Source organism: Faecalibacterium sp. IP-3-29 (genome assembly GCF_023347335.1).
Lineage (GTDB): Bacteria > Bacillota > Clostridia > Oscillospirales > Ruminococcaceae > Faecalibacterium > Faecalibacterium duncaniae.
The window spans coordinates 2583746-2597682 of sequence record NZ_CP094471.1 but is presented as its reverse complement, the minus strand read 5'-3'; the positions used below and the strand labels follow the sequence as shown (position 1 = coordinate 2597682).

Annotated in this window: 10 protein-coding genes; 3 read left to right on the top strand and 7 right to left on the bottom strand. The window is 52.0% G+C overall.

Features of this window, described 5'->3' with window-relative positions; all coding sequences use genetic code 11:
* Position 1: 1 nt before the first annotated feature.
* The 3 genes from MTP40_RS12375 to MTP40_RS12365 form a co-directional block, all read right to left on the bottom strand.
* Positions 2 to 1867, bottom strand: coding sequence for a KAP family P-loop NTPase fold protein (locus tag MTP40_RS12375; protein ID WP_249259467.1), 1866 nt, complete (start codon positions 1865 to 1867; stop codon positions 2 to 4).
* A gap of 382 nt (positions 1868 to 2249) precedes the next feature.
* Positions 2250 to 2438 (bottom strand): DUF7695 domain-containing protein, encoded by a 189-nt coding sequence (locus tag MTP40_RS14545; RefSeq protein ID WP_242700903.1) that lies wholly within the window; start codon positions 2436 to 2438, stop codon positions 2250 to 2252.
* A 37-nt stretch (positions 2439 to 2475) separates the two neighbouring features.
* Positions 2476 to 4731, bottom strand: coding sequence for a DEAD/DEAH box helicase family protein (locus tag MTP40_RS12365; RefSeq protein WP_207684618.1), 2256 nt, complete (start codon positions 4729 to 4731; stop codon positions 2476 to 2478).
* Between the two features lie 272 nt (positions 4732 to 5003).
* On the opposite strand from MTP40_RS12365, the gene MTP40_RS12360 reads away from it, so the two are divergent.
* Both MTP40_RS12360 and MTP40_RS12355 read left to right on the top strand, forming a co-directional pair.
* Entirely contained in the window at positions 5004 to 6038 is a 1035-nt protein-coding gene (locus MTP40_RS12360) for a sigma-70 family RNA polymerase sigma factor (protein ID WP_207684617.1), read from the top strand.
* Between the two features lie 27 nt (positions 6039 to 6065).
* Positions 6066 to 9221: a DEAD/DEAH box helicase gene (locus tag MTP40_RS12355; protein WP_207684616.1), complete on the top strand. Its 3156-nt coding sequence runs from the start codon at positions 6066 to 6068 to the stop codon at positions 9219 to 9221.
* A gap of 431 nt (positions 9222 to 9652) precedes the next feature.
* Here the strand turns inward: MTP40_RS12355 and MTP40_RS12350 are convergent, their stop codons facing one another.
* Genes MTP40_RS12350 through MTP40_RS12335 form a run of 4 tightly spaced genes read right to left on the bottom strand, consistent with a single transcriptional unit; the run spans position 9653 to position 13027 of the window.
* Entirely contained in the window at positions 9653 to 11098 is a 1446-nt protein-coding gene (locus tag MTP40_RS12350) for a TM1812 family CRISPR-associated protein (RefSeq protein WP_207684615.1), read from the bottom strand.
* A gap of 1 nt (position 11099) precedes the next feature.
* Positions 11100 to 12113 (bottom strand): hypothetical protein, encoded by a 1014-nt coding sequence (locus MTP40_RS12345; RefSeq protein WP_207684614.1) that lies wholly within the window; start codon positions 12111 to 12113, stop codon positions 11100 to 11102.
* 6 nt (positions 12114 to 12119) lie between these two features.
* Positions 12120 to 12728, bottom strand: a complete 609-nt coding sequence (locus MTP40_RS12340; RefSeq protein ID WP_207684613.1) for a TM1812 family CRISPR-associated protein — start codon at positions 12726 to 12728, stop codon at positions 12120 to 12122.
* Positions 12722 to 13027, bottom strand: a complete 306-nt coding sequence (locus MTP40_RS12335; protein ID WP_207684612.1) for a hypothetical protein — start codon at positions 13025 to 13027, stop codon at positions 12722 to 12724. Before MTP40_RS12335 ends, MTP40_RS12340 begins: the two co-directional genes overlap by 7 nt.
* 209 nt (positions 13028 to 13236) lie before the next feature.
* On the opposite strand from MTP40_RS12335, the gene MTP40_RS12330 reads away from it, so the two are divergent.
* A complete protein-coding gene (locus MTP40_RS12330; protein ID WP_207684611.1) occupies positions 13237 to 13605 on the top strand; it encodes a hypothetical protein in 369 nt (122 codons plus the stop codon).
* Positions 13606 to 13937 lie beyond the last annotated feature (332 nt).

Sequence of the window (13937 nt, the reverse complement as noted above, 5' to 3'; positions counted from 1 at the left end):
TTTATTTTCCTTCTTTTTTTATTTCTTCCATAATCTTTTTTTCAAGTATCCCCGATTTTTCCCAAGTAGCAAGAAGATCATCTACTTTTTTTAAATCTGCTGCTCTCATTTCTCTAATCGCCGGTACACTTCTAAGCGTTATCTTTTTTGAATATCCTTCCAATGCATTACAGATTTTATCTCTATACGCCTCAAAATTCACAAACAAGCTTCTTATAATATAAAACTCAATTTCACCCTTCTTGATTTTAGGAGTGACGACCTCGAAAACCTTTGACTGATCAACCGCGTTCAAAGCCGCTATCTTCTCTACAATCTGAGGCATCAATCCGCGCGCTGCTCTTCCAATATGTTCCAGGACATCCTTTGCAGCTGCCGAAAGCGTTGAAATATCAACATCTGCCTTTTTTAGAGATTCCCTTGTCAAGTAGAAATACCGATCCAAACGTATTTTCTCCAAATGTTTTGGCTCAGATTCAACCCATTTAATTATCGAAGGAATATTCCATGCTTTAAATTTCTCATTTTCATTATCAGGCGATTCTATGCACTCAAGCATTGCTTTAAATTCTTCATTTTCCGTTGTAAATCTTTTATTCCACTCATTTAACTGTATAAACAAGTCATTATCCAGCTTTTGAAGAACAAGGAGTTTGGCCAATACTCGTGTGTCAAGAGCGCCTTCATCAGTTCCAAAATACAATTCTGCCAATTTCTTTTTTGTTATATAGGTATTTAAAAATCGTTTTGTTTGTCTAGGATTACCTTTTAAATTTCCTGCAACAATGGCTTTTATTCCGGCAATAACATCTACTGTTTCTTCAAATTTTCTTTTATTCTCATCTCCAATAAAATCCATCGCCTTTTCCTTTATTTTCTGCACATCGATAACATCATCCGATATGAGAAGCTTTTCTTTTTTTATCTTTTCTAAAAAAGCTTCAAACTGCTCCTTTGGGCAGTACTCTTGTACAACCAAGAACATCAAATAATTTTCTATATCTTTTGATGACAGTTCTGGTATATAAATTGGCAATTGAATAATTTTTTCGATATATTCTTTATCCAAATTCACTGTGTAATTTTCAATTGGTGGATACTTTTTTCTTATGGCATACTGAATAACATTTTCATCTGCTGCAATAATAAAAGTCATTTTTTCTACTGACAAGAAAAGTTTAATTGCCTCTAATGTCTCTATAATTCGATCTGGCTGGCACCTGTCCAAGTCATCGATTAAGACAATAATATTTTCAATTGCATCATCTTCAAGAGCCTTTTGGAATTCTTCTCTGAATTTTCTGACATTATTAACAACACTATTTTCATCATTTACTTCGTCAGTTTTAATATAATCATCCCGAATCGACTGAACAGCATTAGCTGTATTCTTAACACTCTCGCCAATTGCTTCAGCATTCGTAGAAATGCTGATCATAAAAGGCACTGGATTTCCCGTTGCAGCCGATGCAATCAGAGGTGCCCCTACCGATACGGCCTTCGTCGCAAGTTTAAATAAGTCAAGCTTTTTCAACAATTTTGATATGCCGTCTTTTACTTTAGAGGGAATGTCTTTGTGTTCTTTAATTTCACGCAAAAGTGCCTCCATCAAAGCCACTTTTGCATCTTCATATCCCTCAAACATCCAAGCATTAATATTAATACATAATGTTTTTTCCTTTTTCTGTGCTTTCTCATCAATTTTCTGTTTTATCAATTTAAGAAGGGTTGATTTTCCAGCACCCCAGACTCCAAATACTCCGATGGTTAATGGTTTGTAATTTGGATTCTGAGAAATGTCTGCAATGACGTTTGCATATGGTTCATAAAACAAGATATCTACTTCTGAAGCATTATCCAACCACATTTTCAAATTCCTCCAACATCTAATCACTCTTTGCACCGCTGCTGGCAATACTCTTGAATGCCCCTAGAATAGAAGCTGATCACACGAGCATCAAAGTCATTCGCTTCTTTCAGTACCAGACCGTAGGGCATGAAATCTTCAAAATAAATTTTACACTCACCAACTGTACTCACATGTGCTACACATCTTTCCGTGTGCATAATGTACGCCCATCGCCTCCACCACCTTATTTGACTGATGCACGTTCTCTTTTCTACCATTGTACCTTCTTTTATGTTCCAAGACAAGATGTAAAAAAGCTCTTGGCCCCTATATTAAAGGCCAAGAGCTTTTTTTGCTTGCCGCTGAACTTCGGCTTTAAAGATTGTTCTCAACTTAATTTTCAATCGTCTACACTTTGCGTTTCAGATAATTCTTCCCAGTCTTCCGTGTTTCCACTCCTACGGAGATACTCATTTCCCCCATCGACAGCACATGATCCACAAAAACAAAACTTGAAATCATGTACAGAACAGCTTTCAATACTGTCCCCGCACTTTTTACACCGAATCATATTTCTCACTATTTTCATCATGCACGTCACCCGCAGTCAATTATCGAAGTTCATATCATTTTTTGAGCCGCAAATAATATTTTTCAAGGCTCTTATCGCAGACATCCACAATATGCAGCCAATCTTCCCGTGTGAGCTTGCGGAAGATGATCGGGTTTACCTCGATAGTCTCCACGTCCTTGCAGCGCATCAGGAATCGCATATCCTCAAAGCGCTTGAAGGGGTTGGAGAGGATGTTCTTCTCCACATCCTTCCGGGTATAACCGCCCTTCTGATAAATGCTGGTGGATTTCTCTGCGATCATCCCGTGCGCCTTGCGGTCCTCGTAGAAGTCGATGAAGTAGTCCACCACGTCCGGCAGAGCGACTCTGCCGCTGGTGTCCATATACTCATAGATTGCTTTGAGCAGCACCGGCTTGTAGGAGTAGCTCATGTCCATCGTTTCGATGAACTTCATGAACTTGTCCGCCATATTCTGCGGCGTAATGAGATCCCAGCCATACTGTTTCGCAATGTTGCGGATGCTTTCCTCCCGGAGATAGTGGAACATCCGCTTATCACCAAAGGGAATCGAAAGGTCCGGTTTGACTTTTCCGTCCTTAATGTAGCGTTCCACCGTCTCGGACTGCACATCCACCATCCGGACGAACTCAATCTGCGAGATCATATCCTTGACGCTGTTCTGCCAGTTGAAAAGGTCAATGATCTCATAGTCGGACACGTCGATTGGCACATCCAGCCACGCTTCCGGCTTTTCTCCCTTGAACAGCATGTCCTGATCCAGCTTCCGCTTGTTCTCCGGGGCCAGTACATAGGCCATGGGCTGATATTTTGAAATATCCAGCACCCGATGCAGACTGTATGGCATATTGAACATATTGGCGTTGTCTACAAAATCAATCACCAGCAGGTCATCTTTTCCCGGACAGCGGCGGGTGCCTCGCCCAAGCTGCTGCATATAGATTGTTTTAGACATTGTGGGTCGTGCCATGAACAGCACTGTGGTATGAGGACTATCCCAGCCCTCATTCAGCAAGTCACAGGCACAAAGAACATTCGTCGAACCGGTTTCGTAATCTTTCAGGATCTTATCCCGGATTTCTACCCGGTCACGCCCGGAAACAGCCTCTGCTTTCACCCCATTGTCGCGCAGCAGCTTCGCAATCTCCGCCGCATGATCTACACTTGCGCAAAAAATCACAGTCTTCTTGCCATTCACGTACTTCAGATAGGTATCAACAATCAACTGATTGCGCTCCGGAATGAACAGCTTACTTTCCAGATCCTGCGAGTTGTATTTGATACCATTGATTCGCACATCGGTTAGATCAATGTTGGTTTTGACCCGGATGCAGCGAATCGGCACCAGTACACCGCGCTCCACTGCAGTCTTCAGGTCCATTTTGTGGGCAACATTCTGAAACAACTCCAGCATATCCTCGCCATCACTGCGCTCCGGTGTTGCAGTCAAGCCCAGAATAAACTTCGGATGGAAGTAGGTAAAGATTTTTTGATAAGTATTAGCCGCTGCATGGTGGCATTCATCCACGATCAAATAATCAAAATCTGTCGGGGAGAATTTTTCCAGATCCTTGGAGATACTCTGCACCGTTGCAAAAATGACCGTCTGGGTCATATCCTTCTGACTTCCGGTGTACTCTCCCAAAGTCGCTTCCGGCCAGACCTTAGCAAAGGTCTCTTTTGCCTGAGATGCCAGCTTCAGGGCGTTGACCAGAAACAGCGTGCGCCCACCCACTGCCTTGGCATCCGTTGCTGCTGTGATAGTTTTACCTACGCCGGTTGCATGGTACAGCAGCGCAATGGTTTTGCCGTCCTCACGCATCTTCTTGAGGTTGTCGATGGCTTCCTGCTGGTAATCCCGAAGTTCGATGGTCAGTCCCATCTGCACCGGCAGGTCTGCTTCAAATGCCTTGAACATGGGACTGCTGCCCAAAAAGGTAATCAGCTCATCCTTAATCTTTTCCGGTTGCTTTTCAAGCTGGCTATAAATCCATCGGTATACTTTCCAGTTGTCGTAAATCAAGCTATTCTGCTTCAGGAGGTCATCCGCATACTTGTTCTCAGACACCTTGCTTGGGTTATGGTAGGTTTCGCCGTCTATCTCAATCGCAATTTTGGATTCAGGAGATTCCAGCGCAAAGTCGATATAGCGATGCCGTCCATAGATGTCCACGCAGGGGTACTGGACCTGCAAATTTTCGGTTTTCTCAGGTCCAAAAGCCTCACAGAAAAGCTGTACAAACAGCTCCTCTGCACGGCTGTTGACACTGGTTGCTTTCATTGGCTCCATGGTGGCCTCCTAAAACGATATTCCCAATTAAGATTTATAATTTTATTATATCATACGCAAAAAGCTCTGTATAGTTTGTTTCTTTGGCAAGGTTTTCTGTCCTTGCTGCTTAATTCTATACCTTTATAAGAGAACTCATTGATTTTTTATTTGACTGACATTTCCAAAAAGATAACCATAAATTTTTTTCTCAAAAGACTTAACTCTATTGCATCCATGGGCTTCTACTAAGCGAAGACACTTACAGTTGGAAGTGAAAGCGGGGTTTTACCATGGAATATAATGCAGTTTTGAATCGTGTACGCCCGATGCTGACGAACGGCAATCACCTGTCTGCGCAAGGCTTTGAGGCGCTGTTTGGCTCCTGTTCTCAGCAGGAGCAAGAACATCTGCTGGCCGAGCTGGCGGGGATTGGCATCCTAGTGGATACCAGCGCCGCTATACCCAGCAGCAGAAAGGCCGCTTCTTTCTGCCGCAGCGACTTTACCTCCAAGCAGCTTTGGTCCATGACCAACGAGCAGCTCTGCGTATTGGCACAACAGGGTGATGAGAGCGCCAAGGAGATCCTCGTGCGCAAGACCGCCGGTTTTGTCCACCTGATGGCCCGCAGAGTTCCGCAGCTGCTCGCCCATAGCTGCCTGACCGAGGAGGATAACTTCCAGAACGGCATTCTGGGACTGTTTACTGCGATCCAGCGGTTCGATGCGCTGCAGGGCTACAGCTTCCTGACCTACGCCGCTTACTGGATCCGCCAGTCCATCCTGCGCGAAGCCATCAACACCGGCCTTACGGTACGCATCCCGGTACACTATTTTGACACGCTCTGCCGGGTGCGTGTCGTCTGCACTACCTGTATGCAGCTAGATGGTCCGGATCTCTGGCATGCCATTGCCGAAGCTGAAGCCAGCAGCGGTCACTCCTGCACAGTGGAGCAGGCGCGCCACTACCTGAGCGACATGCTCGTTTACCTCAACGTTACCAGCCTGAACCTTATGGTCGGCGAGAGCCACGACACCGAGCTTGCGGAGCTTCTGGCGGATGACGTCAGCCCCGATCCTGTGGACACTGTGAGCGAGAACGAGACCGTTCAGGAAGTCCGGTTGCTTCTTTCTCAGCTTCCCGAACGCGAGTCCACTGTTCTCCGGCTGCGCTACGGTATCCCGGATGACCGCTGCCGTACACTGGACGAGATCGGTGCGCAGCTGGGCGTCACGCGGGAACGTATCCGCCAGATTCAGGTGCGTGCCGAGCGCCACCTGCGGGAGATGCTGAAGCGCCGCTCCTCATTCACTCTTTTTGCTGCCTGATTTTTTGACCTGATGGAGGATTTTGCCATGAATACATTGCTTTGTTCTTATCTTTCCGCCCATGCTGCTGAGGATACTCTGTTTGTCTTGTGGGGTTTTTCTTCGGAGGACGCCGGTCTTCCGCGTCCTTCTCTGGATGCTTTGCTGCAGCAGCGCCTGTCCCGCTACCTGAGCAGTCTGCTGCAGCAGAACCCCTGTGTGATCACCGCAGAGGAGTTTGCCCTGCATGCCGATACCCTTGCGCAGGAGTTCCCGCACATCATTCTGGTGCAGAACACCTGCTACCGCACGCTGCTCCCTGTGTCTGTGACGCTTACGCCGGAGATGCAGTCCGGCCTTCTGAGCCACTTTGACCCGGAAACGCCGCAGGATACTCCGCTGCCCGGCATTGAACCCTGCCTGCGTGTCTACTCCAACCTGCTGCATACGGAGGAAGGCATTGCCTGCTGCATTCCTTTGGACGCTCTGCTGCGTCAGTACCCGCAGGTCGAGCGCGTATCGTTTGGTGCAGCACCACATACGGTTCCCGAAACCGCCGCCAGCAGTTCTACCTTTGCGCTTACCGGAGAAGCCAATTATTTCTGCCTTGTGCAGCAGCTGCGCCGTGGCAAAACGCTCTGCGTTTCAGCCGACAGCTTCATCGGCGATGAGGCTGGTCTTGCCGACAGCCTTGCGGCGCTGGCTGGCGCTTTTCCGGGTCAGCTTTCCAGAGCGCATGCGCAGACAATGCAGCCGGAGCGCCCCGTCTGCCCGGAGGCGCGCACCCTTCTGCAGCAGCACTGGGGTTACCCGGACTTTCTCCCGCTGGATGTCTACGACCTGGACGCTCTGCATCGCGGCGAGAAGAAGCTGCGCACCATCACCCAAGAGGACATCATCGATGACCTCATCCAGCAGGCAGAGCTTTGCCGCGCGGGGCAGACTTACCGCGACCTGTTCGTGACTGCCTCCACCGGTGCGGGCAAGAGCGTGATGTTCCAGATCCCGGCCATTGATCTGGCCGAGAAATACGGGATGGTCACGCTGGTGATCTCGCCGCTGATCGGCCTGATGAACGATCAGGTGCAGGGCATGGAGAAGCACCGCTACGCCAAGGCCCGCACCATCAACTCCGACATCCCGCCCATGGTCAAAAAGACCATTGCGCAGGAGGTGCAGGAGGGCCGCTGCGACATCCTGTATCTTTCGCCGGAGTCCTTGCTGAGCCGCAGCGATATCTCCGACCTGATCGGTGACCGTGCCATCGGCCTGCTGATCGTGGACGAGGCCCATATTGTGACCACTTGGGGCAAGCAGTTCCGCCCGGACTACTGGTTTCTGGGTGACTACGTGAACAAGCTGCGCAAACAGCAGCTGAACGGTCCGCGCCAGCATGCCTTTGTCACCGCCACCTTTACGGCCACGGCCACCTATGGCGGCGAGGAGGACATGTACCGCGAGACCCTGCGCAGCCTGCACATGTCGCCGGACCCCATCGTTTATCTGGGCTGCGTGCGCCGCCGCAACATCGAGCTGTGCATCCGGGAGGTGCCCCGCGTGACCGGCCGCCGGGAGTACGAGCTGGACAAGTTCCAGGCTCTGACCGGGCAGATCACCACCGCGCTGGAGCAGGGGCAGAAGACCCTGATCTACTTTCCCACCGTCAGTCTGCTGGAGCGCTTCTACACCCATTGCCTTGCACAGCGTCTGGGCAATGCTGTGACCCGCTACCACGCGCAGCTTTCCGGCGAAGCCAAAGCGGAGAATCTGGAGGATTTCCGCAGCGGCAAGCGCCGGATCATGCTGGCCACCAAGGCCTTTGGCATGGGCATCGACATCCCGGACATTGCCCTTGTGCTGCACTTTGCCCCCACCGGCAACCTGTGTGATTACACACAGGAGATCGGCCGCGCCGCCCGTGACCCGGAGATCCACGGTCGTGCCGTATACGAGCACATGGCCAACGACTTCAAGCACATCAACCGCCTGCACGGCCTTTCCAGCATTCAGCCCTGGCAGCTGGTGCAGGTGATGCGCAAGGTGCTGCAGCTGTACCGCCAGCACCGCGCCAGCCAGCCGGCCACTGCCACCAAGCACCGCAACGAGCTTCTGGTGGACGCCGAGAGCTTCGCCTACATCTTTGCCAGCCCTAACGGCGAACACCAGCAGGACCCGCTGGCCAAGGTCAAGACCGCCATGCTGCTGATCCAGAAGGACAGCGAAGCACGCGGCTATGCGCCCTTCATCATGCGGCCCTCTCCTCTGTTCACCCACGGGTATTTCCTGCTCGGCAGCGCCGATGCCGCTGCAGTCAACCGCATCTGTACCGGTGCTGCCACCCTGCAGGATGAGGCCGCCGGAGTCTACGACGTAGACCTTGCCCGCCTGTGGAGCAGCCGCTGGCAGAACGATTTTTCCTTCCCGCAGTTCAAGTATCTGCTGTACACCCACAGCGATAAGCTGCCGCTGAATGCCCAGCTGCACCTGACCCCCGCCATGCAGCTAACGCTGGAGTGGCACGCCAATGCGGATGCTCGGTTTTCCGTACTGCTGCGCGCCCTGAAGGAGATCTTCTTCGAGGCTGCCCGCAGCGGTCAGTATCTCTACGACCGGGATGCCGCCGCCCGGCTGGCGCAGGCCGCGGGTCTGAGCAGCACCCGTGCCACCAGTGCAGTGCGCGTGGTGCTGGCGGCTGTGCAGTCCTGGCAGCAGCATTCGCCCCGCCTGCAGCGCACCCGTGTGCTGCGCCGCGGCACCACGCAGGAAGGCGCAGAGTACAGCGTCGTGGACCCGTTCATCAGCGAGTTTTTCCACTGGCTGGAGCAGAGCTTTGCTGTTCTGCACAGCGGCGAGACCTGCCGCTATCTGCCGGTGAACGATTCCGTACAGAGCAGCGAGCGTCTGACCCCGGCTCTGGGCGTGCTGGAGGAGCTGGACCTGCTCCACTTTGCCCTGCTGGGCGGCTCCAACAGCCGCCTGTACCTCTATATCAACCAGACCCAGACCCTGGAGCTGGCTGACCGCGGCTTTTACCGCAACCACCTGCTGGAGCGCATTGCCCAGCGCCACACCGATGCTGTGCGGCTGATGAGCTGGCTGTTCACCAGCGGCTTTTCCAGCGAGCAGCTCTGGGACCGCATCGAGGAATACTTCCTCGGCTTGCCCATTCAGGGCTTTGACGCCCCTTCTGCCGAATCGAGGTGATCTTTATGGCTTATCTTTTCTACTCCATTCGCGCTTCTCCGGTGTATGGTTCTTTTCTTTTGACTCAATGTGTGATATAGTAAATTTATACTCCGTAAGGGGACGGAAACCATCGGTAGTCTGCCCATGCTTCTTGATATCCAATGAGTTCCCCGCAAGGGGACGGAAACAGCCGGTCAATCCGCCCAGAAGCCTGCTCCATGACATTACAATTTATCCCCGCAAGGGGACGGAAACTCGTGCGTATCCACTGCCACATCCAGCTTGTTCCCATTGTAACTTATCCCCGCAAGGGGACGGAAACAGCTTTCCACGAATATAAGCATTAGAAGCCGGATGTTGTAACTTATCCCCGCAAGGGGACAAAAAAGCACCTCTGCCACTGGCGTTTGCCAGCAGCGGAGGTGCTTTGCTTTTTCTTATATTCTATTTTACAAGTTGGGAACTGCGCCTGCCGGAATCGTCTTTGTGACAGGCAGCGCCTTGACGCCTTCCGGAACATCCGGCTTCATGGGGCGGATCTCCTGCAGATAATCGGCCACATCCTGCAGGGTCTGTTCGATGTGGGCTGTGTCCAACGGAAGAATACGGTCGCTTTGCAGACCAAAAGCCGTATCACTGGCATGGTTGATCTGGTTGCGGTACTGCATCACACGCTGGTAGAACAGTGCCGCGTCCTCGATCTGCCACCGGACCTCCGGGTCGATCACCAGCTGACCGGAAGCGAGGATCGTATCCATATAGGCATGCATTTCTTTGGAATTTGCCACACCAAACAACATATTGCCATCTGCATCGTCCTTGCTGTGGGTCAGGCGCAGATCCGTTGTATAGGGATACTCCTTTTGCATCAAAGTCAGGCGGCAGAAATGGAAGTGGAACAGCGGATATACCCACGCCTTGCCCTTATTCTGATTCTGTTCTGCCAGATATGCCCAGCCGGTTTCTGTAGGCTGCACAAAAAGATGACGGCAGACATAGGCCGGCATCTGCTCGCACAGCAATGTCAGCGCCTGCTGGTACATGCCGTGTTCTGCGCACCAGCTTACCAGCACAGGAAGATTGTTTTTGGGGGAAGCCAGCAGACCTTCAAATTCTGTGCGGAAGCGGTCATTCAGCAGGTGGAAGAACAAGCTGGTCAGATTTTTGCTCTCCTTGGGCGGCGCCTGCAGTGCCTGTGCGATCTGGCTCAGGTCTTCATTCAGCGCCTGCACCCGGCACAGCGCCAGATCATCCGAGAACTGGTTGATCCGGGCCAGCAGTGTGTGCAGAGCCGGGTCGCTTTCGCCCTCGCTCCACAGATAGCCTTTCAGCTTCTGTGCAGTGCCGGTGGAAAAGAACTCGTCCATGGCCGTGATGAGGTCGAACAGGCTGTACAGCTGACTGCTGTCATGGATGCGGGAAGTGCCATCCGGAAGCAGTTCGGAGTAGATCACCCTGCGGGTCTCCACACCGCGCAGGTCACGCATACAGCGAGCTGCTGTTACCAGAAGCATCGCCGTGTCCCGCATGCCGCCGGAAAGGTCGATGGAAAGGGTATTTTCCGCTTCAATTTTTCCCAGCAGCAGAGAGACAGCCCGGAACTGTGCCTTGTCGTCCATGCTGTCCGGTACCGGGATCACCACAAGCCGCTCTGCCGGAATGCCCGCCGAAGGCAGGAATACATCCCGGAAATATTCCACGGTGGTGCAGGTTTTCCCGTCCGGCAGATGCACGGTAGGGCTGGTGCGCACCAGCTCACTGCACAGTGCCAGAATACAATCCGGACCTTCCTTGTGCTTTTTCAGCTCCAAAACCGCCGCTTCGTTGGTCTGGGTATGAATGTTCGGATTTTTGCCGAAGGGGCTCATATATAAAAGCAATACACTGCGTTCCATCTTATACCTCCTCCTGTTCCGCTTTCATCTGCATCAGTTTTTGCTGCCATGTTTTGCGCCGCTGCGATACAGCCGCTTTGCTCACCCCGAGAAACTCTGCCACGGTCTTATCCTGCGCCGGGTTGCGCCCCGGCTCCAGCAGCGCATGGACGGCAGCGCATTCCCGTGCCTTGGGTGCATAGGGCGGCCGAACCGTAAATTCCACATACCGGTGCAGCAGCAGGATATCCCACAGGCAGTTGTCCTGTTCCAGCGGACGCAGATCATCGCAGTTTGCCAGCCGCGCGGGTGCATCCTCTGCCGGATCCAGTGCGTCATTGTTGCGCAGAAAGCCCATCAGCACGCTGCTCCACAACGGGCCAGCTGTCTTGCCGTATTTTTCCTTCTGCTGCAGGTTCATCAGCCCTATGCCGCGGTGCAGCCATGCCAGCATTTCACTGCTCTGCTCCACCTTTTCTTCCACGCTTTTTTCTTGGGAAACTACCCGGTCGCCCAGCGCCGAATCCTCTCCACCAGTGTCGTCCAGACTGAGTACCGACTGCTTATTGCGCAGTGCTTCCCGCAGGGTCTTTACGCCCACCCCGACAATATCGGCGATCACCTGTTCTTTTTCCGGGTCACGACAGAGCATACTCTCTATAATTCCGTTCTTTTCCATGTACTCCAGCGCTTTTTTGATTTTGCGGTTCGTCTCGCGTCCGAAACCCGTCACAGCCATTTCTTCCTGCTGCTGGTCGTGTGCCTGTGCATGACGGACAGCGGTGCGCAGATACATACTGAAGGTCTGCCCCGGCTTTGCTTCCCAAAAATCAAACGCATCCAGAAACGCCTTGCAGAAATCCACGCTGTTCCATGCATCTTCTCCCCTTCCGGGAGTCTGTGTGGTCAGAAAGCATTCCGCCCAGAACGTGCGGAACCGTTCATCATTGGCATCGTGCAGCTTTTTACGCTGTTCCGGCGGCAGCTGCAGCAGCGGCGAAGCATCAATGTCCGCCCATGTTTTCACATCATTCATCGCTGCTTAGTCCTCCCGGTGCTCGTTCATCCAAATCAGCTGATGGAACACTTGTTCGGCGGTCTTGCTGTCACGCATGGTACCTACCAGCCCGGCAAGCTGATATAGTGTTGCCATATCGTAAAGACGCGCGCTGAGCACCTGTCCGTTTTCTCGCTTGACCTCACCATAATACACACCGCCTACTTCCAGCTCCGTATGGGTAGCTTCGGCACAAGTCAATGCCGTCAGCGTGACCACCGGGATGCTCTTGGAGCCGTAAGTGATGCAGGCATACACCCGGGTGACCTGCGGCAGGGCATCCACCAGATCCCGGCACAGGCCGATCAGCGTTTCCGGGCGCTGATCCTCCGGCAGGTCGATCTGCCGCACCTGATCTTCTGCAATGCCCAGCTGCGGCAGCTCTTCCAACAGCTGCCGATAGTTGCGGGCGGTATCGGCATTTTCCTGCCGGATGGCCAGTAGCTGCACCGTGTCCCCGGGTTCAAGGGTATCCCGCATCACCTGCACGATGGGGAAACAGGTAGCCGTAGGCGCATCTGCCCGCTCCCGCTGGTACAGCATGGGGTCCAGCTTTCCCTGCAAAGGTACGGTGGTGATATAAGTCTTTAGCACAGGACAACACTCCTTTTTATAAGATCCATTATCAGCATCATACCATGAAACCGCCCCGCGCACAAGGCAGGCTGAATGAATTTATGGCCGTTCTTTTCAGCGCAAAAGCACATCATTGCAATAAAGTGAACATTTTCTAGCCTCTGGCTCTTCAGTTTTGCGATGTTTTGTGATATATTTAGTATACCATCCCCGTAAGGGGGCGAAAACGTGCCCTGAATTTCGTGCTCTGCCTGCTCGATCATACCATCCCCGTAAGGGGGCGATAATCCGACTTCCATGTTCTTGACGTTCATCATACTAGTACTATCCCCGTAAGGGGGCAAACAAAAACAAGACAGGGGAGATGATGTCATTCTATGTACACGCTATGTACACGCTTTTCATGTGTCTCGTTGCGTTGGGTGTAATGAGCATTATTTTTAAGAAAAAGTAATTTTAAGTTTCTTGCTTAACTATCCGCATTCCATGGGCTTTTTCTCTTTGCAATGTCAAGGAGGAATGCCCTATGCTCATCAACTTTACCAATCATCCTTCTGCCCTGTGGAGTGCCGAGCAAAAGGCTGCGGCACAGGTCTACGGCAAGGTGATAGACCTTGCCTTTCCTGCCATCGACCCCGCCACCAACGAGGCCGTGCTGGACTCCCTTGCCACGGTATATACTGACCTCATCCTGCACCTTAGCCCGGATGCCGTGCTCTGTCAGGGCGAGTGTACCTTTGTGTACCGGGTGGCCCAGCGTCTGGAAGCCGCGGGCATCCCCACGCTGGCCGCCTGCTCCCGCCGCAAGAGCCAGGAGACCACCTACCCGGACGGCAGCACCCTGAAGCGCAGCATCTTCGCCTTTGCAGGCTTCCGCCGCTATGGCTCGCCCTGAAAGAGGGTTTTCTTTCTATCCTCCACGGCACAGTTATGATTCAGAATTTATCGTTGTCCTTTTCGCGCGGATTTACTTCATTTCAATAAAGTGAATATTTTTCAGGCATTCAGCTCTTTCATTTTACGATATTCTGTGATATATTTAGTGTACCATCCCCGTAAGGGGGCGAAGACTAACAATGCGGTACATTCGGCTTGGCCTGAATGGTACCATCCCCGTAAGGGGGCGAAAATTGAGACCAGACCTTTCGAACCATCGGCTTCTTGGTACCATCCCCATAAGGGGGCGAAAACCATAATCTTGTACCTCCATGTTGTTGCGTGTTTGGT

Coding starts and splice junctions, on each gene's coding strand:
- MTP40_RS12375 (WP_249259467.1), bottom strand. CDS start 1,867: ATGTGGTTGGATAATGCTTCAGAAGTAGATATCTTGTTTTATGAACCA.
- MTP40_RS14545 (WP_242700903.1), bottom strand. CDS start 2,438: ATGAAAATAGTGAGAAATATGATTCGGTGTAAAAAGTGCGGGGACAGT.
- MTP40_RS12365 (WP_207684618.1), bottom strand. CDS start 4,731: ATGGAGCCAATGAAAGCAACCAGTGTCAACAGCCGTGCAGAGGAGCTG.
- MTP40_RS12360 (WP_207684617.1), top strand. CDS start 5,004: ATGGAATATAATGCAGTTTTGAATCGTGTACGCCCGATGCTGACGAAC.
- MTP40_RS12355 (WP_207684616.1), top strand. CDS start 6,066: ATGAATACATTGCTTTGTTCTTATCTTTCCGCCCATGCTGCTGAGGAT.
- MTP40_RS12350 (WP_207684615.1), bottom strand. CDS start 11,098: ATGGAACGCAGTGTATTGCTTTTATATATGAGCCCCTTCGGCAAAAAT.
- MTP40_RS12345 (WP_207684614.1), bottom strand. CDS start 12,113: ATGAATGATGTGAAAACATGGGCGGACATTGATGCTTCGCCGCTGCTG.
- MTP40_RS12335 (WP_207684612.1), bottom strand. CDS start 13,027: ATGATGAACGTCAAGAACATGGAAGTCGGATTATCGCCCCCTTACGGG.
- MTP40_RS12330 (WP_207684611.1), top strand. CDS start 13,237: ATGCTCATCAACTTTACCAATCATCCTTCTGCCCTGTGGAGTGCCGAG.